This window comes from Rhizobium deserti (genome assembly GCF_004358025.1).
GTDB lineage: Bacteria > Pseudomonadota > Alphaproteobacteria > Rhizobiales > Rhizobiaceae > Neorhizobium > Neorhizobium deserti.
Map to the genome: position 1 here is coordinate 72008 of NZ_SMTL01000002.1, position 19917 is coordinate 91924.

18 protein-coding genes are annotated in these 19917 nt (G+C 59.6%); 7 read left to right on the plus strand and 11 right to left on the minus strand.

Going from position 1 to position 19917, the window contains the following annotated elements:
- Positions 1-23: 23 nt before the first annotated feature.
- Positions 24-149, plus strand: a complete 126-nt coding sequence (locus tag E2F50_RS23510) for a hypothetical protein (protein ID WP_281029182.1) — start codon at positions 24-26, stop codon at positions 147-149.
- Between the two features lie 352 nt (positions 150-501).
- Here the strand turns inward: E2F50_RS23510 and E2F50_RS06730 are convergent, their stop codons facing one another.
- Positions 502-762: a DUF2171 domain-containing protein gene (locus E2F50_RS06730; RefSeq protein ID WP_133315328.1), complete on the minus strand. Its 261-nt coding sequence runs from the start codon at positions 760-762 to the stop codon at positions 502-504.
- 231 nt (positions 763-993) lie between these two features.
- Here E2F50_RS06730 and E2F50_RS06735 point away from each other — a divergent pair, with 231 nt between their 5' ends.
- From E2F50_RS06735 to E2F50_RS06750, 4 genes are all read left to right on the plus strand, one after another.
- Positions 994-2319: an efflux RND transporter periplasmic adaptor subunit gene (locus E2F50_RS06735; protein WP_133315329.1), complete on the plus strand. Its 1326-nt coding sequence runs from the start codon at positions 994-996 to the stop codon at positions 2317-2319.
- A gap of 8 nt (positions 2320-2327) precedes the next feature.
- Positions 2328-3044: an ABC transporter ATP-binding protein gene (locus E2F50_RS06740; RefSeq protein WP_133315330.1), complete on the plus strand. Its 717-nt coding sequence runs from the start codon at positions 2328-2330 to the stop codon at positions 3042-3044.
- Positions 3034-4239, plus strand: coding sequence for an ABC transporter permease (locus tag E2F50_RS06745; RefSeq protein ID WP_133315331.1), 1206 nt, complete (start codon positions 3034-3036; stop codon positions 4237-4239). The genes E2F50_RS06740 and E2F50_RS06745 overlap by 11 nt, the downstream gene beginning before the upstream one ends.
- Positions 4240-4438: 199 nt before the next feature.
- Positions 4439-5071, plus strand: coding sequence for a GntR family transcriptional regulator (locus E2F50_RS06750; RefSeq protein ID WP_281029183.1), 633 nt, complete (start codon positions 4439-4441; stop codon positions 5069-5071).
- A 32-nt stretch (positions 5072-5103) separates the two neighbouring features.
- On the opposite strand, the gene sufA is transcribed toward E2F50_RS06750, so the two are convergent.
- The 8 genes from sufA to E2F50_RS06790 all read right to left on the minus strand — a co-directional run bounded on the left by sufA (position 5104) and on the right by E2F50_RS06790 (position 12748).
- Complete coding sequence (gene sufA, locus E2F50_RS06755) at positions 5104-5493, minus strand: Fe-S cluster assembly scaffold SufA (protein ID WP_133315332.1); 390 nt, start codon at positions 5491-5493, stop codon at positions 5104-5106.
- A 75-nt stretch (positions 5494-5568) separates the two neighbouring features.
- Positions 5569-5949, minus strand: a complete 381-nt coding sequence (locus tag E2F50_RS06760; protein ID WP_133315333.1) for an SUF system Fe-S cluster assembly protein — start codon at positions 5947-5949, stop codon at positions 5569-5571.
- 10 nt (positions 5950-5959) lie between these two features.
- Positions 5960-7201: a cysteine desulfurase gene (locus E2F50_RS06765; RefSeq protein WP_133315334.1), complete on the minus strand. Its 1242-nt coding sequence runs from the start codon at positions 7199-7201 to the stop codon at positions 5960-5962.
- Between the two features lie 15 nt (positions 7202-7216).
- The gene (sufD, locus tag E2F50_RS06770) at positions 7217-8491 is read right to left on the minus strand and encodes a Fe-S cluster assembly protein SufD (protein WP_133315335.1); all 1275 of its coding nucleotides are present in this window, start codon (positions 8489-8491) and stop codon (positions 7217-7219) included.
- A 22-nt stretch (positions 8492-8513) separates the two neighbouring features.
- Entirely contained in the window at positions 8514-9269 is a 756-nt protein-coding gene (gene sufC / locus E2F50_RS06775; RefSeq protein ID WP_133315336.1) for a Fe-S cluster assembly ATPase SufC, read from the minus strand.
- A gap of 14 nt (positions 9270-9283) precedes the next feature.
- On the minus strand, positions 9284-9961 hold the full coding sequence (locus tag E2F50_RS06780) for a hypothetical protein (RefSeq protein WP_133315337.1): 678 nt from the start codon (positions 9959-9961) through the stop codon (positions 9284-9286).
- Between the two features lie 2 nt (positions 9962-9963).
- A complete protein-coding gene (gene sufB / locus E2F50_RS06785) occupies positions 9964-11433 on the minus strand; it encodes a Fe-S cluster assembly protein SufB (RefSeq protein WP_133315338.1) in 1470 nt (489 codons plus the stop codon).
- 148 nt (positions 11434-11581) lie between these two features.
- Positions 11582-12748: a cysteine desulfurase family protein gene (locus E2F50_RS06790; protein WP_133315339.1), complete on the minus strand. Its 1167-nt coding sequence runs from the start codon at positions 12746-12748 to the stop codon at positions 11582-11584.
- A 239-nt stretch (positions 12749-12987) separates the two neighbouring features.
- Here E2F50_RS06790 and E2F50_RS06795 point away from each other — a divergent pair, with 239 nt between their 5' ends.
- Positions 12988-13665 carry an alpha/beta hydrolase gene (locus tag E2F50_RS06795; RefSeq protein WP_133315340.1) on the plus strand — a complete coding sequence of 226 codons (678 nt, stop codon included), beginning with the start codon at positions 12988-12990 and terminating at the stop codon, positions 13663-13665.
- A gap of 50 nt (positions 13666-13715) precedes the next feature.
- Here E2F50_RS06795 and E2F50_RS06800 read toward each other — a convergent pair whose 3' ends face one another.
- Complete coding sequence (locus tag E2F50_RS06800) at positions 13716-14903, minus strand: GGDEF domain-containing protein (RefSeq protein WP_133315341.1); 1188 nt, start codon at positions 14901-14903, stop codon at positions 13716-13718.
- A gap of 196 nt (positions 14904-15099) precedes the next feature.
- Between E2F50_RS06800 and tyrS the strand changes: the two genes are divergently transcribed.
- Positions 15100-16353: a tyrosine--tRNA ligase gene (gene tyrS, locus E2F50_RS06805; protein ID WP_133315342.1), complete on the plus strand. Its 1254-nt coding sequence runs from the start codon at positions 15100-15102 to the stop codon at positions 16351-16353.
- A gap of 52 nt (positions 16354-16405) precedes the next feature.
- Here the strand turns inward: tyrS and E2F50_RS06810 are convergent, their stop codons facing one another.
- Complete coding sequence (locus tag E2F50_RS06810; RefSeq protein ID WP_133315343.1) at positions 16406-19807, minus strand: YhdP family protein; 3402 nt, start codon at positions 19805-19807, stop codon at positions 16406-16408.
- Positions 19808-19917: the final 110 nt, after the last annotated feature.

A 19917-nucleotide genomic window follows, 5' to 3' on the forward strand; every position in this document is an offset into this window, starting at 1 on the left:
TTGAGAGCCATAAGGAGAATTAGATGCGAATTATATTCGTTGTTCTTGTCGGATCAGTGCTGAGCATTGCCGCGATTAAATATCTCGACCGAGGCATTGGAGGCGACGAGATCCTGGCGTCACCAAGCGAGCTCTCAGCGATGAATTAGCCTCGACAGGACAGGCGTCACAACGGGTTGATCGCATCCAGCATTCTAACGCAAGTCGACACAGATCGAGGAACGTTCTTCCATCCAGCAGGTTTCGGAAAAGACGAAGGAGTGATTGCCATGATTATGAGAAATGCTTTGATCGCATTGATATCGGCCATCGCAGGCGGGCTCTTGACACTGACTGTTATCGGCCAGTCTGGCGAGCCGTCGTCGAAGTCTGCGAGGCTGGATGGGCCACAGACAGAGACGGCGTTCCTTCCTGAACGTTTTGGTGTGCCGGCCTCGGCGCAGTAAACATGAAGATCTACGAATTAGGCCGGCACCTCCTGGAGGCACCGGCCATTGATCGTTAGTGGACGGATTTGCCGCCCTCTTCTTCTTCGAACGAGACTGCCACGTCTCCATTGGCGGAAAGGCGCACCTTGTCGCCTTCGATATCCGCTACCAGTTCGAGCGGAATGAAGTGGTGGTGCCCCTCATGGCTGCCTTGACCGCTGTCACTTTTGGTCAGCTTGATCCGGTTTCCTTCGACATGATCCACGATGCCGACATGAACGCCGTCGGCGCCGATGACTTCGGCATGTTCCTTGATTTTGGCTGCATCGACCATTGTAAAACTCCTTTGTTGGCTTCCCATAACGCGTCAGCCCGCAGATAGATGCAGGGCAAGCCTGATTGTGTCGCGTCTCGCTGAGAGAGCTTTCCGAGCCACCTCGGCAGCGGAACAACCTTACCGACATTTAAGTATGCCGCCGGTTGTTTTCGTGGCATCTGCTGATGTCGGGATCGCTCCCACCAGCCCTCAAGGTTGCGATCCGGCGCTTTTCCTTCATGCAGTGATATGATCTTGAGGTCAAACTTGAACGTCCAGAACAATCCCGGCCAGTTAAGCCCCAGTCCCGCAACCAAAGCGGATGCACCTGATCTTGCTGCCATTCTTTCCGCTTCGGGAGAGACCAGGCGCCGCGGCCGCTGGCTGATCTGGCCGATTGTGATGGTTCTGCTATTGGGCGTAGCCGCCGCAGTTTATTTCTACACGGCCGGCAACGGCCCTCAATACGATTACACAACCTTGCCGGCCAAGCGGGGCGACCTCTCGGTCATCGTCACGGCGACCGGATCGGTTCAGCCTACGGATCAGGTGGACATATCGAGCGAGCTTTCGGGAACGGTGCGCCGGGTTAATGTCTCGTACAACAGCGCGGTCAAGGCCGGCGATGTTCTGGCCGAACTCGATACCAACAAGCAGGAGGCAGATGTTCAGAGCGCCCGCGCCGAACTCGCCTCAGCGAAAGCCAATGTCTTGAAGGCCGAGGCGGAAGCCCAATCGGCCAAGACCTCGCTGGATCGTTTGACCGGCCTGGTCAGCAACCGGATTTCCAGCCAACAGGAGCTAGACGCCGCAAGATTCACCTATGAATCTGCTCTTGCCACCAAGGAAATCAATGCAGCCGCAGTCTTGTCCGCAGAAGCGAGCCTCAGGCTTTCCGAAGTCAATCTCGCCAAGCTCAAGATCCTCTCGCCGATCGACGGCATCGTGCTGACGCGGGATGTTGATCCCGGCGCGACGGTCGCCTCCTCCCTCAATGCACCGGTTCTTTTCACCATTGCCGGAGACTTACGGCTCATGGAGCTTCAGGTGGCGGTCGACGAGGCCGATGTCGGTCAAGTACGGGAGGGCCAGGCGGCGCGCTTTTCGGTTGACGCCTATCCGGACCGGAATTTCCCGGCCACCATCCAGACCGTGCGCTTCGCGTCCGAAACCGTGTCCAACGTGGTCACCTACAAGGCGATCCTCACCGTCGACAATGCCGATCTCCTGCTGCGGCCAGGCATGACGGCGACTGCCGATATTACGGTGCAGTCGGTGTCGGATACGCTACTCCTTCCCAATGCCGCCTTGCGCTATTCGCCGGCTGCCAGATCCGGCCCGCGCGGCAGCTTCCTCTCACGGCTATTTGCGCCCCCTCGCCCGCGGGGCAACCGTGGCGCTGGCGGCGAGCAGAACAGCAGCGAAGGGCGGGCCGTCTGGGTGCTTAGAAACGGTGCGCCGCAGCGGGTTCGCGTCGAGACAGGTCCGACGGACGGGCAGTTTACCGTGCTCAAGTCCGGTGAGATCAAGGATGGCGACCAGCTCATCACCGATGCTGTTGCGCAGAGCAGTTGAGGCCGACCATGATCGGATCCTCGCTCATCGCCTTCCAGCAAGTTTCCAAATTCTACGGACGCGGCGAAGCGACCATCCGCGCGCTGGACAAGATCGACCTTTCCATCCGAGCTGGAGAGTTCGTTTCCATCATGGGTCCGTCCGGATCCGGCAAGTCTACCGCGATGAACATTATTGGCGGCCTCGACCTTCCCTCATCCGGCGAATATGTCTTCCAGGGCATCCCGACCAGCGGCTTCAGCCGGGCGCAGCTGACCCTGCTGAGGCGGCATATGCTCGGCTTCGTCTTCCAGGGGTTCAATCTCCTGGCCCGCACCTCGGCCGTGGAAAATGTCGAACTCCCGTTGGTCTACCGGGGCATGGATCATCGCGAGCGGCGGCGCCTGGCACTGGCCGCGCTTGAGCAGGTCGGGCTGAAAGGCCGCGAACACCATACCACGCAGGAGCTTTCAGGCGGCCAGCAGCAACGCGTGGCGATTGCACGCGCGATCGTCACCGACCCGGCCGTCCTGCTTGCGGACGAGCCGACCGGCAACCTCGACACCAAGACCAGCGTCGAGATCATGGAGCTGATCACCCGGCTCAATCGCGAAAACGGCATCACCGTCATCATGGTCACCCATGAAGAGGACATCGCCGCCTATGGCAAGCGCCTGCTGCGCTTCGTCGATGGCCATCTCGCCTCGGATCAGGCGCAGGCGAAGGAGCACGACCATGTTCTTTGAAACGGCGAAATTGGCCTGGCGCGCAATCAGCCGCAACATGCTCCGCTCATTCCTGACGGTGCTCGGCGTGGTCATCGGCGTTGCCGCCGTCATTGCCATGGTGACGGTCGGCAATGGCACAACCGCCAAGGTCAAGGACGAGCTGTCCCGGCTGGGCACCAACACCCTGTTTGTGCGGCCGGGCCAATGGGGACCGGGACGCGCCAGCACGGAAGCGAAACGCTTTACCGACAAGGATGTCGAGGCCATTCAGGCGCAGGTGAGCGGCTTGAGGGCCGTGGCTCCGATCAACCGCGGTACGGCCACGGTGATTGCCAGCGGCGCCAACCATTCCACCAGCGTGATCGGAACCACCGGTGATTATCTGATCGCGCAGGATTGGGATCTCGCCCTCGGCCGGCAGTTCCTCGCGAATGAGGACCGCGGCAGCCGGGCTGCCTGCATCATCGGAGAGACGGTGCGCAAGGAACTGTTCGGGGCTGCGAATCCTGTCGGGCAGAATATCAGGGTCAGCAATGTGTCCTGCCCGGTCGTCGGCGTACTGGCCGTCAAAGGCCAGTCGGGCATGGGCGACGACCAGGACGATACGGTCGTCATGCCGCTGAAGCTGCACCAGCGGCGGATCGGCGGCACGACGACGATCAGCAGCATCATTTTGTCGGCGCAGGACGGCATATCTACAGCAAAAGTCCAAGCGGATGTCGAGAGCCTGCTGCGGGAGCGGCGGCGCATCGGCATCGGCCGTGAGGACGATTTCTCCGTCAATGACATGTCACAGATCGCAGCGGCAATGACCGGAACGACCGTCCTGCTGACGGGCCTGTTGGGCGCCGTGGCCGCCGTCAGCCTCCTGGTCGGGGGCATCGGCATCATGAACATCATGCTGGTTTCGGTGACCGAAAGAACCCGCGAAATCGGCATCCGTCTGGCGATCGGAGCACTCGAAAACCAGGTCCTGACGCAGTTCCTGGTGGAAGCCGTCATGCTGTCCATCTTCGGAGGCGTGACCGGCATTCTGACGGGACTAGCGCTTGCATACGCGGTCGTGTCCCTCCTCGATGTACCCTTCGTCGTCAGCCCGACCATCGTGCTGCTCGCCTTCGCCTTCTCGGCGGCGATCGGCATGATCTTTGGCTACTTCCCGGCGCGCCGTGCCGCACAGCTCAATCCGATCGAAGCGCTGCGTCACGAGTAAGGCGGGACGGGCATCGGGTGTCCTGAGAAGCAGGTGTCCGATGCCATCTGGCGACTACGTCGCAACACCGACTTCTCCCAGACCAGAACCAGGATTATTTTCCTGTCCGCCTCGCGATGATACTCGACCGAATTGAATCTCTCTGATATATCAGATAAATACGACCATCCGTAGAACCCGCGGTGGCTGATATATCAGTTTGCAGGAGATCGAGACGCTGACCGCCAATTCGCTCAGCCAGCAGGCATTCAGGAAGATCGAGAAACTGATCGTGACAATGGAGCTCAGGCCGGGTGCTCTGGTGACCGAGAAGCAGTTGATTGCCTTGACGGGTCAGGGCCGCACGCCAGTCAGGGAAGCTGTTCAGAAGCTGGAATGGCAGGGATTAATCGTGGTGCGGCCGCGGGCGGGTCTGCAGATCGCGGAGATCGTTGCCGGCGAACATGAAGGGATCATGCAGGTCACGAAACAGCTGGAACCCCTGGCAGCGGCTCTGGTCGCCGCTCACGCGAACGCCGATCAGCGCCTGGCGCTGGTGGAGTGCGCCAGGGCGATGAGCGCTGCGGCAGCCACGAATGACCTGATTGGGTTCGTCGATGCCGGCAGAGTGTTTGACGAGATCTTTGAGGACGCCTGCCCGAATCGTTTCCTGAGCGCCGCCTTGGCGCCGCTCCGGACGCACTCAAGACGGCTCTGGTTTTCGACCGCCTCGGTGGACCGGATGGACCAGTCGGTGACACGGCATGTGGCCGTGATCCGCGCCATCCAGGGTGGCGACCAGGACGCTGCGAGAAGGGCCATGGAAACCCTCCTCACCTATCTTTCTACTTGATGAAAAACCCCGGGAGTCGCGGTGTCAGTCGATCAGGCGTGCGCTTCCGCTTCGCGTTGTTTGGCGAGAGCCGCGAGATCAGCAGGCTTCAGTTCCACCGATTCACCGCAGCCGCAGGCGGATGTTTGATTTGGATTGACGAAGGTGAAGCCCGACCGCATCTTGGTCGTTTCGAAATCCATCTGGGTGCCGAGCAGGTAGAGAACCGCAGAAGGCTCGATCCACACCTTGGCACCCTCATGCTCGATCAGGTCGTCCTTGGCATTGGCTTCGGCCACCATGTCGATGGTATATTCCATGCCCGCGCAGCCGCCCTTCTTGATCCCGACGCGGATGCCCTTGGCATCGGCTCCGGAGGTAGCGACGATCTGCTTGACGCGTGCCGCTGCGGCATCGGTCATGGTCATCACTGCAAAGCCCATGGGCCATTCTCCTTCCACAAGCGGGTTCAAGGCCCGCCGCTTCACGGTTCAATCTAATCGGTCAATGTGAACCGATCAATACCAGCCGACGGCGACCTGCGCCTCTTCGGACATGCGCTCCGGGGTCCACGGCGGATCGAAGGTCATTTCGACCTCGACGCCCGACACCCCTTCGACGGAGCCGACGGCATTTTCCACCCAGCCCGGCATTTCCCCGGCAACCGGGCAGCCGGGCGCCGTCAATGTCATCATGATCTTGACCATCCGGTCGTCTTCGATGTCGATCTTGTAGATCAGGCCGAGTTCGAAAATGTCTGCCGGAATTTCAGGGTCATAGACCGTCTTCAGCGCGGCAATTACATCGTCGCTCAGGCGTGCCAGCTCATCTGCCGGAATAGCAGATTGAATGATCCCTTCCCGGGCGTCCCACTTCGGAATCTGTTCGTCGATGGCCATGGCAAAATCCTCAGGAAAAGAAACTGCGCGCATAGTCGAGCGCATCGGCCAGCGCATCTACTTCGGCACGCGTATTGTACATGCCGAACGATGCCCGGCATGTGGAGGTGACGCCGAAGCGTTTCAAGAGCGGCATGGCACAATGCGTGCCGGCCCGGACAGCCACGCCCTTGCGGTCGATCACCATCGACACGTCATGCGCATGGATGCCGGCAAGCTCGAAGGAGAAGATCGCCCCCTTGCCCGAAGCATTGCCGATCACCCGCAGCGAGTTGATGGCACGCAGCCGCTCAGTCGCGTAGGCGGTCAGGTCCGCCTCATGACGGGCAATTCCTTCACGCCCGATCTTGTCCATGTAATCCAGAGCATAGCCGAGCCCGATCGCCTGGACGATCGGCGGCGTGCCCGCCTCGAACCGATGCGGCGGATCGTTGTAGGTCACCACGTCTTCGGTGACGTCGACGATCATTTCGCCGCCGCCCTGGAACGGACGCATCTCTTTCAGCCGGTCGGCCTTTCCATAGAGCACGCCGATCCCTGACGGACCGTAAAGCTTGTGGCCGGTCATGACATACCAGTCGCAGTCGATGTCGCGCACATCGACAGGCATATGCACGGCGCCCTGGCTGCCATCGATCAGCACCGGAATGCCACGCTCATGCGCGATGCGGCAGACTTCCTTGATCGGCACCACCGTTCCAAGCGCATTGGACATATGAGTGATTGCGACGAGCTTGGTCTTGTCCGTCAGCGACTTTTCGAAGTCCTCGATATGGAAGGCACCCTCGTCGTCGACCGGCACCCAAACAAGCTTGGCACCCTGCCTTTCGCGAATGAAATGCCAGGGGACGATGTTGGAGTGATGCTCCATGATGGTCAGGACGATCTCATCGCCTTCACCAATATGGGGCATGCCCCAGCCATAGGCGACGGTGTTGATCGCTTCGGTGGAGTTCTTGGTGAAGACCACCTCATCGACAGAACCGGCATTGAGGAACCGCCGCACCTTTTCGCGTGCGGCCTCATAGGCATCGGTGGCAGCATTGGAAAGATAATGCAGGCCACGATGGACATTGGCATATTCATGAGAATAAGCGTGGCTGATGGCGTCGATCACCATCTGCGGCTTCTGAGCGGAGGCGCCATTGTCCAGATACACCAGCGGCTTGCCATGCACCATGGTCGACAGGATCGGAAAATCCCGCCGTATCGCGTCCACGTCATAACTCGTTGCAGGTGTCGTGTGGTCCATGCCGAGGTCCCCTTATCAGGCGTGTGTTTCGAGCCAGATCGAGATGACGTTTTCCAAGGCCTCGACCAGCTTTTCGTCTTCCAGCTCTTCGACAATCTCGGCCACGAAGGCATTGACCAGCATCGCCCGGGCCTTGTTTTCCGGAACCCCGCGCGCCATCAGGTAGAACAGGTGGTTCCTGTCGATATCGGCAACGGTCGCGCCGTGGCCGCAGATGACATCGTCGGCGAAGATTTCCAGCTCGGGCTTGACGGAAAAGTCGCCGTCGTCCGACATCAACAGCGTGTTGCAGGCCATTTTCGCGTCGGTCTTCTGGGCATCCGGCGCAACCCGGATCATACCCTGGAAAACGCCGCTGGCGCGATCGAACACGACATTGCGGATTGTCTCGGTGGAATTTGTATGCGGCACGTTGTGACCGAGCACCAAGGTCACATCCGTATGGCTGTCGCCGCCCAGCAGGTTGACGCCGCGAAGCATGAGTTCGGCGCCCTCGCCGGCCACTTCGATCCGCAATTCCTGGCGCACCAGCTTGCCGCCGGCATTGACCACGAAGAGACGCAGCTTGGCACCGGTGCCGAGCTGGACGCGGATCTGGCCGAGATGCGTGTCGGCGGCACCCTGCTGCTGCAGGATGATCCAGGTCGCCTCGGCGCTCTCTTCAACAACGATGTCACTGATGGAGGACACAAAGGCCGCCTCGCCCGTCACCGTCTGGTGACGCTCGATAATCGTTGCCCTGGAGCGTGCGCCGAAGGAAACCGGAAAGCGCGTATGGATCTGTCCACCTGCATGCAGCGTCTGAAGCTCGATCGGCTCTTCCAGCTGAAGATCGGCAGGCAGGGTCAGCGCAAAGCCATCACGCACAAAACTGCCGTTGATGCGGCCAATCGCATCGTCGCTGCCGCGCGCAGTCAGACCTGAAACCGCTGAGCCATCCGCAAGCCGTTCTTTGAAGGATGCGAGATCGACACCTTCGACCGTAGTCCTGGTATCTGCCGATCCCTGCAGGACCGACAGGATGGTCGCACCTTCAACGAGCGGCGCGATCGGGTCGATCGCAGCCACTGCGGTCGCATCGGGGATGCTCTTCAGCAGCGTCTTGAGGTCGGTGTAATGCCAGGACTCGATGCGGCGGGTCGGCAGACCCGACTTCTTCAAGTCGTCCAGCAACCTGTCGCGGGTACCGATAACGGCGCCGTCGCCGGGCAGTTCGCCGATCTGCTGGGCAAACGCCTCGATCAGAGCCGTCTCGGCCACTGTCAGCCGGCTTGTCGTCTGCATGTTCATGACAACATCCTTCCCGCGGGCTTCAAGCCGCTTCGCCGATGATATCGGCGTAGCCATTCGCTTCCAGTTCAAGCGCAAGCGCCTTGTCGCCCGAGCGGATGATCTGGCCCTTGTAAAGAACATGGACCGTGTCCGGAACGATGTAGTCGAGCAGGCGCTGGTAATGGGTGATGACGATGGTCGCCCGATCCGGCGACTTCAACGCGTTGACGCCGTCGGCGACGATCTTCAGCGCGTCGATGTCGAGACCCGAATCCGTCTCGTCGAGGATGCAGAGACTAGGCTCGAGCAGTGCCATCTGCAGGATTTCAGCGCGTTTCTTCTCACCGCCGGAAAAGCCGACGTTCAGCGGGCGACGCAACATGGCCTGGTCGATCTTCAGCTGCTCGGCAGCTTCCTTGACGCGGCGGATGAAGTCCGGCGTCGTCAGCTCCGCTTCGCCGCGTGCCTTGCGCTGCTCGTTCATCGCGACTTTGAGAAACTGCATGGTGGCGACTCCCGGGATTTCCACCGGATACTGGAAGGCGAGGAAGACGCCCTTTGCGGCGCGCTCTGCCGGATCGAGTTCGAGGATGTTCTCACCATTCAGCAAAACTTCGCCCTCGGTCACTTCGTAATCCTCGCGGCCGGAAAGGATGTAGGAGAGCGTCGACTTGCCGGAGCCGTTCGGCCCCATGATGGCAGCCACTTCGCCTGCCTTGACGGTCAGGTTCAGGCCACGGATGATCTCGGTGCCATCTTCGGCAATACGGGCGTGCAGGTTCTTGATCTCAAGCATTCTTGTTTCGCTTTCTATTCGTCAATTTGCTCTGGAGGAGGAAGACGCTTCAGCTCCTCCTCGGTCTTAGGAAGACCGCGCATTTCTTTGCTACCGTGGCCAATAGCTTTCATTATACGTTCGAAAAGCCCAATAGCTGGTTCCAGCTTCTCAGCCGCCTCACCTACGGCCCCGCTCACCTGAACGAATGCAGCAGTTAGAGCAGACAACCGTGTTCGATCACTGTCGAGTTCTTTTAGGAATGTATTCAGCTTCGCAAAAAGGCTTTCGCGTTTTTCGATACCAATATCTACAGTGTCTATTCGCTCTTTTATCTTGTTGACGAGTAAGCGGATGTGATCCTTGTATTCACTGGAGATCTCGACGGCATCGAATACTTCTGAAAATTTCTTCCGTGACTCCCTAAGCATTTTAAGGTCGTACAATCCGTCCACGGCTGAAAGATACGCTTTTGCTTCTCCAAAATTCCGCTCTATTTCGCGAGTGACTACTGCCAGCATTTGATCAGAAAGCGAGAATACATCTGTCGCTTGGACAAGACGGCTACGATAGAGGATAACACTATCCGGCATAGGGTCCCCGTCGTTGTCAACGCGCACAACATCCTCTCGCACTTTTTGGCTGTAAACCAAGAATGCGTGCTCATCATCCTCAGGCAAGCCATCAAAGAAGGCGCCTCCGTTGCCAGCCATTTTTACCCCACACTCCCCTCTAGCGAGATGCCGATCAGCTTTTGTGCCTCGACGGCAAATTCCATCGGCAGCTGCTGGATGACGTCCTTGACGAAGCCGTTGACGATCAACGCGATCGCCTCTTCTTCCGGGATGCCGCGCTGCATGGCGTAGAACTTCTGGTCGTCGGAAATTTTGGAAGTGGTTGCCTCGTGCTCGATCTGCGCCGAGGCGTTCTTCACATCGATGTAAGGCACCGTATGGGCGCCGCATTTGTCGCCGATCAGCAGGCTATCGCAATTGGTGAAGTTGCGGGCATTCTCCGCCTTGCGGTGGATCGAGACCTGGCCGCGATAGGTGTTCTGCGACTTGCCGGCAGAAATCCCCTTGGAGATGATGCGGCTCGACGTGTTCTTGCCGAGATGGATCATCTTCGTGCCTGAATCGATCTGCTGGTGACCGTTGGACACCGCGATCGAGTAGAACTCGCCGCGGCTGTCGTCGCCGCGCAGGATGCAGCTCGGATATTTCCAGGTGATCGCCGATCCGGTCTCGACCTGGGTCCAGGAGATCTTGGAGCGGGCGCCACGGCAGTCGCCGCGCTTGGTGACGAAATTGTAGATGCCGCCCTTGCCCTGCGCATCGCCGGGATACCAGTTCTGTACCGTCGAATACTTGATTTCGGCGTCATCGAGAGCCACGAGCTCGACCACCGCCGCATGCAGCTGGTTTTCGTCACGCTGCGGCGCGGTGCAGCCTTCGAGGTAGGAGACATAGGCGCCTTCCTCGGCAATGATCAGCGTCCGCTCGAACTGACCAGTATTCTTTTCGTTGATGCGGAAATAGGTCGACAATTCCATCGGGCAACGAACGCCCTTGGGCACGAACACGAAGGAACCGTCGGTGAAGACGGCGGCGTTGAGTGTCGCGTAAAAATTGTCCGTGGTGGAGACCACCGTGCCGAGATACTGCTTGATGAGGTCGGGATGCTCGCGGATGGCTTCAGAGATCGACATGAAGATCACGCCGGCCTTCTGGAGTTCCTTCTTGAACGTCGTGACGACGGAGACGGAATCGAACACCGCGTCGACGGCGACCTTCGACGTCTGGACGCCGGCCAGGATTTCCTGCTCGCGCAACGGAATGCCGAGCTTCTCATAAACCCTCAGAAGTTCCGGATCCACGTCCTCGATCGAGGTGGGACCGGACGTTCCCTTCGGAGCCGCATAGTAATAAAGGTCGTTGAAATCGATCTTCGGATATTCGACGCGCGCCCAGTTCGGCTCTTCCATGGTCAGCCAGCGGCGGTAGGCGTCGAGACGCCATTCCAGCATCCATTCCGGCTCCTGCTTCTTGGCCGAAATGAAGCGGATGATGTCTTCCGAAAGACCTTTCGGCGCCTTGTCCACTTCGATGACGGTTTCGAAACCGTATTTGTACTGGTCGATATCGATCCGTCGGACCTGATCGACTGTTTCCTGGACAGCAGGCATGTTCATTCTCCAAATCTTGCCGGTTCAACTTCCGGCAATTCTTGTCATCATTCTGGGGAACTTGTCGTCACCCCTATTTAGGCGCCAGAAGGCGGTTTTCACACCTCTTGGCAAGCAGAAATTGCGCTTCCGCAACATTATGCGCGGCTCACGCCGCCTTCCCCGTCCGCTTCAGACGGGCGGCAATCTTTTCAAAAGCGGCGATTGCTTTGTCGATATCCTCGCCCGTCGTATCCCGGCCAAGCGAGATCCTTAAGGCACCCAGCTTCGGGTCCTGACCCATGGCGGTCAGAACATGGCTTTCGCCGACTTTTCCCGCCGAACAGGCCGAGCCTGCCGAAAGGGCGATTCCCTCGATATCGAAGGCGATCTGGCCCGTTTCCGACTTCAGCCCGGGAAGCGTGAAGAAGCTGGTATTGGCGACCCGGCCTGCATTCCTGCCATGGATCAGGACATCGGGCGCGAGTGACCGCATTGCCATCTCAAGCCGATCACGCAAAACACATATAGCCTCGTTACGAACGTGAAGCTCACCGGCATTGGCTTGCGCCGCAGCGCCGAAGCCGACGATGGCATGAAAGTTTTCAGTGCCGGAACGATGGCCCTTTTCCTGCCCGCCGCCGCGGATCAGCGGTTTCGGCATCGATGTTTCTCCACGGGAGACAAGCGCACCCACGCCCTTGGGACCTCCGATCTTGTGCGAGGACAGGATCAGGAAATCCGCGTCCAGAGCGCCGATATCGACGGGAATCCGCCCCACGGCTTGCACCGCATCGACGACCATCAATCCGCCATGGCTATGGACCATGGCAGCCGCCTCGGCCACCGGCTGGATAATGCCGGTCTCGTTGTTGACGAGCATGACGGCCACCATGGGCAGACCAACCGCAGAATCGTGATCCTCGAGCAGAGTTTTGAGGACCGCAAGATCGATGATACCATCTGACGTTACGGCAACTTCCGTAACGTCAGACGAATCGAAGCGGCCGCCTTCCCGGACTGCCGGGTGTTCGACGGCCGACACGTAGAGCCTGCCGACGTTCAGCGGCGCCCGGCCCATGCGAAAATCGGGTGTCAGGACATGATTGGCGGCTTCGGTCGCGCCGCTGGTGAATGTTACGTGAGCCGGTTCGGCGCCGACAAGCGCCGCCACCTGCCGGCGGGCTTTTTCCAGCGCAGCGCGCGCAGACCTGCCTTCGCCATGAACGGACGAGGCATTCCCAGGCAAGGTCAGTGCGTCCAGCATCGCGGCACGGGCCGGCTCGCTCAAGGGCGCGGTGGCATTCCAGTCCAGATATGTCCGTTCGCGCGTCATTGCCTGATGGGGTTCCGTCTCTAGATAAGGTCGAACCACACATAGGGTGAGCTTGAGCCGCATTTCCCTTGAAATTTCGGCCACGCTTGCCTTATGAGACATCGCATCGGGCGCCGTTGCAGTGCGCCCCAAGTTTCGAATGGTTCTAAACTGTGTTTTAGAAAAGCTGAGCGGCTTCGTCAAGTCCAACTCGACATGCCGGCCGGTTTGGAACCTTGAACGCATTGACCGGAGTACCGATGCCCGAAGTCATTTTCAATGGCCCTGCCGGCCGCCTGGAAGGCCGCTACCAGCCATCCAAGGAAAAGAGCGCGCCGATCGCTATCATCCTGCACCCGCACCCGCAGTTCGGCGGCACGATGAACAATCAGATCGTCTACCAGTTGTTCTACATGTTTCAGAAGCGCGGCTTCACGACTTTGCGCTTCAACTTCCGCTCGATCGGGCGCAGCCAGGGCGAATTCGACCACGGTGCGGGCGAACTTTCCGATGCCGCCTCGGCGCTCGACTGGGTACAGAGCCTGCATCCCGATTCCAAGAGCTGTTGGGTCGCCGGATATTCGTTCGGCGCCTGGATCGGCATGCAGTTGCTCATGCGCCGGCCGGAGATCGAGGGCTTTATGTCCATCGCTCCACAGCCGAACATTTATGACTTCTCCTTCCTGGCGCCCTGCCCGTCTTCCGGCCTGATCATCAATGGCGACGCCGACAAGGTCGCGCCGGAAAAGGACGTCAATGGCCTGGTTGAAAAGCTGAAGACCCAGAAGGGTATCCTGATCACCCATCGCGTGGTGGAAGGTGCGAACCACTTCTTCAACGCCAAGGTCGAGCCGCTGATGGCCGAATGCGAGGACTATCTGGACAGGCGCCTGAACGGCGAACTGGTGCCTGAACCGGCAGCCAAGCGCATTCGCTGAGCCACCTATAACATCTGATTGGAAATGGCCGCTTGTTGCGGCCATTTTTGTCAGGGCCTCGTCATGGATTGGGCAGGCCGCGAAGCTTTGGTATTGGCTGCTTGCTGAACTCGGTTGCGGCCGCCACGCTTGGCCTCGTAAAGCGCCACATCGGCGCGCCGCAGCATCTCCTCCAACTGGTCGGCCGAAACCAGATTGGCGACTCCGAAGCTTGCGGTAACGGTGACGGATGACGGTATCCCGGCGATATCCATTGCAGCCGTCCCACTTCTCAGCGCGTGGGCAAAAAGGAGAGCGACATCCATCGTCGTATTGGGCAGGAATACGGCAAATTCCTCACCGCCCATCCGGCCAACAATGGCTTCATTGGGCGCAGAGGAACTTAGAAGCGCGCCGAAGGCACGAATGACCATGTCGCCGGCATGGTGCCCATAGCTGTCGTTGATATTCTTGAAGTGGTCGAGGTCGCACAGCACCACCGCATGCTGGCCATCGGGCCTGCGGGAAATGGCAGCCTTCACGCCTCGCTCGAACCCTCTTCGATTGCAGAGCCCTGACAGCAGATCCATTTCCGACTCGTTGCGCTCAGCGGCCATGATTTCCAGCGCGAGCACCGATAAAAGCGTCAGGCCGACGGCAACCATCAACACTGCGGTAGAGCTCTGCGAGACAAGCGCGTAATTGCTATGGATATAATCCTTGGCCGTCGATCCGGACCCGACAATGACGGCAAGCGCGGCTTTGGCGACGAAATGCACCCCGGTCACCAGCAGAAGGATGCCGAGAAACCGATCGCCTGCCAGGCGCCGCGATGAAGAGAGTGCAGGAAAGGCGCTGGCCAGGACGATGAGTGCGAACGGCGTCTGATAGGAAAAGGCCTGCAACGGCGTTCCCCGCGGCAGGTCGTAGATCGTGTAGCTGAGGATGAGGCTCGCCACCAGAAATCCGGCGGACATCCACCAGTTGATGCGCAATTCATAAAGCTGCCGAATACCGATATTCAGGAGAAGCATGCCGCCCATCACTGTTGCGAAAGCGCCAAGTGCCCAGATCTTCGGCCATCCGCTATAGGCGACGCAGAGCTCGCAGACAGCCGATAACGAGGCTATCGCGAAGGCAGCAGCCAGCCACAGTGCCGCTGTCCGCGATCGGCTTCGGGTCGAAACGACAGCGAAGACTGCGCTGAAGGAAATTGCGACGATGAAGTTCACCGTTAGGAAAAAGACCGCTCCGTTCATCGCCTGTCACTGGATTTGTTGGAAATGTACCCGATGAGCGCGATGCTAAAGACTGCCCGACAAAAATTGATTAAAATTTCCTGTCCGCGTCATTCATTTCTCTGATGCCACGCAAAAGCACTTTTGAAGTGATTGTGCCACCAAACAATGTTAGAGGCGCGACCGACCTTCAAAACACCTCTGCCAGAGATTGATCATGTCCAGGTTCAAGTCCGACTTCCTCCGCACCCTCGACGAGCGCGGCTTCCTTCACCAGATCTCCGACGAGTCCGGTCTGGACGAGTTGTTTTCCAAAGAGGTCGTCACTGCCTATATCGGTTTCGACCCGACGGCGCCCAGCCTGCATGCCGGCAGCCTTATCCAGATCATGATGCTGCACTGGATGCAGAAGACCGGCCACCGGCCGATCTCGCTGATGGGCGGCGGTACGGGCATGGTCGGCGACCCGTCATTCAAGGACGAGGCGCGCCAGCTGATGACGATCGACACGATCGAAAGCAATATCGCTTCGATCAAGCGCGTCTTCTCCAACTACCTGAACTACGGCGACGGGAAGACCGGCGCCTTGATGATCAACAATGGGGACTGGCTGCGTGGCCTGAACTACCTCGAATTCCTGCGCGATGTCGGCCGGCATTTTTCCGTCAACCGAATGCTGTCCTTCGAAAGCGTGAAGACGCGGCTCGACCGCGAACAGTCGCTGTCTTTCTTGGAATTCAACTACATGATCCTCCAGGCCTACGACTTCGTGGAGCTCAACAAGCGCTACGACGTGCGGCTGCAGATGGGCGGATCCGACCAATGGGGCAATATCATCAATGGTATCGACCTTGGTCACCGCATGGGAACGCCGCAGCTTTATGCGCTGACCTCCCCGCTGCTGACGACCTCGTCAGGTGCGAAGATGGGAAAATCGGCCAATGGTGCCGTCTGGCTCAACCCGGATATGCTGACTGCCTATGATTTTTGGCAGTACTGGCGCAATACCGAGGATGCGGACGTATCCCGGTTCTTGAAGCTCTACACGACGCTGCCCATGGACGAAATCAAACATCTGTCGGAGCTTGGCGGTTCCGAGATCAATGAGGTCAAGAAGATCCTCGCGACCGAGGTCACGGCCTTCCTGCACGGACGTACGGCCGCCGAAGAAGCCGCCGAGACGGCGCGCAAAACCTTCGAGGAAGGCGCAGTTTCCGAAAATCTGCCGTCCATCGACGTTCCCTCTGCAGAATTCGAAGCCGGGATCGGCCTGCTCAGCCTGATCGTGCGTGCCGGACTTGCCAGCTCGAACGGAGAGGCGCGTCGACATGTGCAGGGCGGCGCAGTGCGCATCAATGACCAGCCGGTCAGCGACGAGCGCAGACTGATCGGAACCGGCGACGTCACCTCGGACGGCTTGGTCAAGCTTTCGCTGGGCAAGAAGAAGCATATTCTGGTGCGCCCCGCCTGAGCGGATGACAGATCATAGTGACGAAGACAAAGGCCGCCTCCGCGGCCTTTTCTTAGAACTCGAATATCTGGCGGAACACCCCTGGTGCAATCAGCGACAGGGGGTTGATGGAAAGCTTCGGCTTCTCGAACGGCCCCTGCAGCTTGAACGTAATCCCGAGCAGGCCGCGGTCATTGCCGTTGCCGAGAATGGCGCCGATCAGCGGCAGTTCACCAAACAGCCGGTTGAGGCCATAGGCCGGCATGAAGGTCCCGGTCATTTCCATATTGCCGCGGGCATCGCGCAGCATGCCCTGGAAGGTGGCACCGATCTGCTCGCCGCGCACCACGCCGTTTTCCAGCGACAGCGCTTCATCCTTGTAGATGAGCGCCGCAAAGCCGCGCTGGAATTTCGCCGAGCTGATGTCGATATTCTTTTTGACAGCTGAGTTGAGGCTCTCGCCGTCGCGGCCGACTGGTGTTGAAACGAGCGACTGCAGGCGCGCCTCGTCGACAAGCGAAAAGCTTCGGATGTCGACCGATCCGTTCCAGTCGGATCCATGCGCCTTCAGACGGAGATTGAGCAGGCCGCCGCGCATATTGTTGTAGAGGTTGGTGAAGCGGACGATCGCGCCGGCGTCGCCGCTGGTAATGGAAACCGTGTTGCCCTTGCTCATCTCGCTGACGAGCGCCTGGCCGCTCTCGGTCACGGCGGAGAGGTCCGCCATGGTAATGTCTCCGTCACGAACTGAAAACAGCAGCGAGACGTTCGACAGGCTCTCATCGTTGAATCCCGTCACACGATCGAGCTTGGCCCGCAGGATTGCACCGCCGGATTCCTTGCCGTCGCCACCCAAGCCGCTGCCTTTGCCGCCCGAGCGAAGCTTGGTGATGATCGGCCGCAGATCAGCTGTCGAGCCGCCGATGGAAATGTCGTAGACGCCCTTGCTGCGCTTCACCGCCACGCTGTAGTCGTCGGCTGGCGACAGCTGCATCTTGGTAAATTCCGCCGAGGTCAAAGCACCGTCCGCAAGGGCCAGGTTGCCGCGGGCGCCAAAACCCTCCCCTTCCAGGCTGAAGTTGCGGATGTCGATGGCCTTCTCGCCCTCGCCCGATACCTCGAACTGCGCTTTGGCACGGATGCCGCTGCCCTTTGTCCATCCGATCCACGGCACAGACAGACTTGCCTTGCCAAGATCGAGCGAAACGCCCTGGCGGGTCTCGTCCAGGCGCGTCAGTTCCACGCCGATCGTCCCTTCGATCATGTCGGACAGGCCGGGAACCAGCTTTTCCCGCTGCGCGTCGTTGAGAACCGCCTTGATGACGCGCTCGCGCTTGACGGCCGAGGCTGGATCGACCGGCTCCACGAGAAGGATATCGGCCGGCACCGTGTCGATCGTTCCCTTCGCCGTCAGCCGCGCCGACTGCGGATCCACATCCAGCACGCCGGTCAAGCCGCCGATCTTTCGTCCCGCAATTTCCGGTGTCAGATCCACATCCGCCAGATCCACATGCGCGGACCAGATCGGCTTGGGCGGTTGCTGATCGGAAATCAGGCCCATATGTGCTTCGATCTTCGCCTTGGCCGAGCCTGCGAAATCCTCTGGTTTATACCCTGTGCCTCTCAGGGCGCCGATCGGGCGAAAATTGGCGAGCTCAGTGACCGCATCGGCCGGACCGGCAATGTTTAAGGCAATGTCGGCCATCAGTGGCTTGGAATAGGCCGACGGCAGCGAGAACCGGCTGTTTTCGACCGCGACCGAACGGCCTGACGGGAAGAAGGACGCGGCCTTGGCGATATCGACCTGCAGGACCTCTCCCTTAAGCTCGAAATGTGCGGCGATGTCGCGCAAGGGCGGAATGTCGCCCGGCAGGTTGAGGCGAGAATCGCTGAGATCGAAGCGGATCTGCAGCTCGTTGCCGTTGAGCTCCATCGGAATACCGGGACCCTTCATCCGACCAGCCGGAATGAAGACGGCGATAGAGCCGTTCGACAAATCGCCGCCGAACAGGTTGGCCATGATCCAGTCGCGCGGCTTTCGGGCCATCCAGAAGGGCCACAATTGCTTGACGGCGGTGACTTCCATTTTCGGAAGCTGCGCCCCGAAGCTGATTTCAGGCGACTTGTCGCCGAATCGCACCCTCAACGATCCCGCCATTCGCCCGGCCGGGCTCGATACGCCCATCTGATCGAACTGCAGTTCCCGGTCGGCAGACAGGTAACGGCCTACCGCCTTCAGATCGAACTGGGTGGGCTGTTCGCCTTCATTGGCGCCCATGGCGGATCCGCCGCTGATCAGGAGGTCTAGGCCGAAACCGGGACGCTTGTCGGCCGGATCGAGCCGGTTGAGGTCGATCACGGCGCCTGTCAGGGGTAAGACCGTCGGCCCGAACCGGGCTTCGGATTTCTGGATCTCGATCGAATTTCTTTCGAAATTATAGGCGAGGTTGATGTCGGCACCGCTCAGCGTTTGGCCGATTCCGTCGAAATAGAAGTGCCCGGGTGACTGGCGCAGCGTGGCCGTCATCGAAGGCTGAGTGGCTTCCCGGGCACGCGTCGCGGCAATCTCCAGGTCGACAAAGCCCTCTATACCCTCCCTCGGCGCTCCGTCTTCTGCCCTTTGCATGAGAAAGGGCGTTACTTCCAAACCAGACAGCCTGGCCGAAAGCCCGGTGGTGACCCCGTCTACGGTGCGAGATGCGGCGACCAGAGTAGCCTTTCGGCCGCTGAGACCGACCGTGCCATTGATCTCTACCTCGCCCTGCGGACTGCGCGAAAGGTCCAGATCTTCGATCTGCAGCTTGAGTGGTTCCCGTCCGGGCGCCGCCGGCAAAACCACATCAATGCCGGATATCCGCACGGAGGCCGTGCCGCTGCGTTCGATCAGGCCGCGCGCTTCGTCGAGGCGCTCGAAGGCCTGCTCGAGCATGAGAGGTACCGCGTCGACCCGCACCTTGGAGAGCGGCATGGGGTCGCCGGCGGGCAGCTGTGCCGTCTCCAGCCGGATGTCCTGCGCCTCCATGTGCTTGATCGACACTCGACCGCCGAGCAATGCCACCGGATCGATCGCCATTCGCATGGCTCCGGCGCGGCTGAGATGCTCGCCGCTGGCCTGTTCGACGATATCGACGTCGCGTGCCTCGATGGCGAGGCGAAAGCCTGAATCGAAGCGGATTACGGTCGAGCCGACGGAGGCCACGTAACGGGGTCCAATGGCATTGTTGAGTGCAGACTGCGCCCGCGCCGACAGGGCGCCGTCGACAATTCCCCCCTCGATGGCGAAGACAGCGCTGCCAATGGCCAGTACAACGAGCATTACGAACAGGGCCAACGCCCTGCCAATCCGCTTTCCCCGTGAGCGCTGTGGCGGGCAGTGAACAATGATCGGGTCTTCTACCTGGGCGGAAGGAAGTTCATGCAGCGGGACGAGTTCTTTCCTGCTGAAGCTGATCCTTTCTCCACGAATTTCTGCCATCAGGTTGAGAACTCATTTTTCTTCATGCGCGAACGAGCCGCGTGCGACTGATCTGGACGACACGCGGGCGAATATATACCGATTGCGGCAAATATCACTCACGATACTGG

What these genes read in the sequence shown, in the direction of transcription:
- E2F50_RS06735 (WP_133315329.1), top strand. Translation starts at nt 994, where the DNA reads ATGATCTTGAGGTCAAACTTGAACGTCCAGAACAATCCCGGCCAGTTA.
- E2F50_RS06795 (WP_133315340.1), top strand. Translation starts at nt 12,988, where the DNA reads ATGCCCGAAGTCATTTTCAATGGCCCTGCCGGCCGCCTGGAAGGCCGC.
- sufC (WP_133315336.1), bottom strand. Translation starts at nt 9,269, where the DNA reads ATGCTTGAGATCAAGAACCTGCACGCCCGTATTGCCGAAGATGGCACC.
- sufB (WP_133315338.1), bottom strand. Translation starts at nt 11,433, where the DNA reads ATGCCTGCTGTCCAGGAAACAGTCGATCAGGTCCGACGGATCGATATC.
- E2F50_RS06740 (WP_133315330.1), top strand. Translation starts at nt 2,328, where the DNA reads ATGATCGGATCCTCGCTCATCGCCTTCCAGCAAGTTTCCAAATTCTAC.
- E2F50_RS06780 (WP_133315337.1), bottom strand. Translation starts at nt 9,961, where the DNA reads ATGGCTGGCAACGGAGGCGCCTTCTTTGATGGCTTGCCTGAGGATGAT.
- tyrS (WP_133315342.1), top strand. Translation starts at nt 15,100, where the DNA reads ATGTCCAGGTTCAAGTCCGACTTCCTCCGCACCCTCGACGAGCGCGGC.
- E2F50_RS06765 (WP_133315334.1), bottom strand. Translation starts at nt 7,201, where the DNA reads ATGGACCACACGACACCTGCAACGAGTTATGACGTGGACGCGATACGG.
- E2F50_RS06800 (WP_133315341.1), bottom strand. Translation starts at nt 14,903, where the DNA reads ATGAACGGAGCGGTCTTTTTCCTAACGGTGAACTTCATCGTCGCAATT.
- E2F50_RS06745 (WP_133315331.1), top strand. Translation starts at nt 3,034, where the DNA reads ATGTTCTTTGAAACGGCGAAATTGGCCTGGCGCGCAATCAGCCGCAAC.
- E2F50_RS06790 (WP_133315339.1), bottom strand. Translation starts at nt 12,748, where the DNA reads ATGACGCGCGAACGGACATATCTGGACTGGAATGCCACCGCGCCCTTG.
- E2F50_RS06760 (WP_133315333.1), bottom strand. Translation starts at nt 5,949, where the DNA reads ATGGCCATCGACGAACAGATTCCGAAGTGGGACGCCCGGGAAGGGATC.
- E2F50_RS06730 (WP_133315328.1), bottom strand. Translation starts at nt 762, where the DNA reads ATGGTCGATGCAGCCAAAATCAAGGAACATGCCGAAGTCATCGGCGCC.
- E2F50_RS06810 (WP_133315343.1), bottom strand. Translation starts at nt 19,807, where the DNA reads ATGGCAGAAATTCGTGGAGAAAGGATCAGCTTCAGCAGGAAAGAACTC.
- E2F50_RS23510 (WP_281029182.1), top strand. Translation starts at nt 24, where the DNA reads ATGCGAATTATATTCGTTGTTCTTGTCGGATCAGTGCTGAGCATTGCC.
- sufA (WP_133315332.1), bottom strand. Translation starts at nt 5,493, where the DNA reads ATGGGCTTTGCAGTGATGACCATGACCGATGCCGCAGCGGCACGCGTC.
- sufD (WP_133315335.1), bottom strand. Translation starts at nt 8,491, where the DNA reads ATGAACATGCAGACGACAAGCCGGCTGACAGTGGCCGAGACGGCTCTG.